Source organism: Pseudomonas sp. 30_B (assembly GCF_017491605.1).
Lineage (GTDB): Bacteria > Pseudomonadota > Gammaproteobacteria > Pseudomonadales > Pseudomonadaceae > Pseudomonas.
Genome location: NZ_JAFGYY010000096.1, coordinates 1 through 635 on the forward strand (window position 1 = coordinate 1; position 635 = coordinate 635).

General features: G+C 67.7%; 1 pseudogene. It reads right to left on the minus strand.

Features of this window, described 5'->3' with window-relative positions:
- Nucleotides 1-635: pseudogene (locus tag J5M67_RS27380) on the minus strand (indolepyruvate ferredoxin oxidoreductase family protein); the annotation flags it as partial.

Here is a 635-nt window from a genome sequence, read left to right on the forward strand (position 1 = left end):
TCGTTGTAGAGGATCTTGTAGGTGATGTTCGCGCGCGCGGCCACCGCCTGCCGGATCGCCAGGATCCCTGAATGAAAGTAAGTGCCGTCGCCGAGATTCTGGAACACGTGGCGCGTGTTCGTGAACATCGCATGCGCGGCCCAGTCGACGCCCTCGCCGCCCATCTGGATCAGGCCCGTCGTGTCGCGCTCCATCCACGAGGCCATGAAGTGGCAGCCGATCCCGGCCTGCGCGATCGAGCCTTCCGGCACCTTCGTCGACGTGTTGTGCGGGCAGCCCGAGCAGAAATACGGCGTGCGCCGCACCGCATCCGCCTCGTTCGACAGGATGCTCGGCGCGACGAGATCGACGACGCGCGCGCGGCGATCGAGCGCCGGCTTGTGGCGCGCGAGCCATTCGGCGAACACGGGCAGGATGCGCGAGGGCCGCAGCTCGCCGAGCTCGGACAGCAGCGGCGCGCCGGCCGCGTCGTGCTTGCCGAGCACGACGGGCCGCGCACCGGCCGCGCGGTTGTAGAGATGATCCTTGATCTGCTGCTCGATCACGGGGCCCTTCTCCTCGATCACGAGCACTTCGGCCAGCCCTTCGACGAACGTATCGATCCGCGTCATCTCGAGCGGGAACGACAGGCCGAC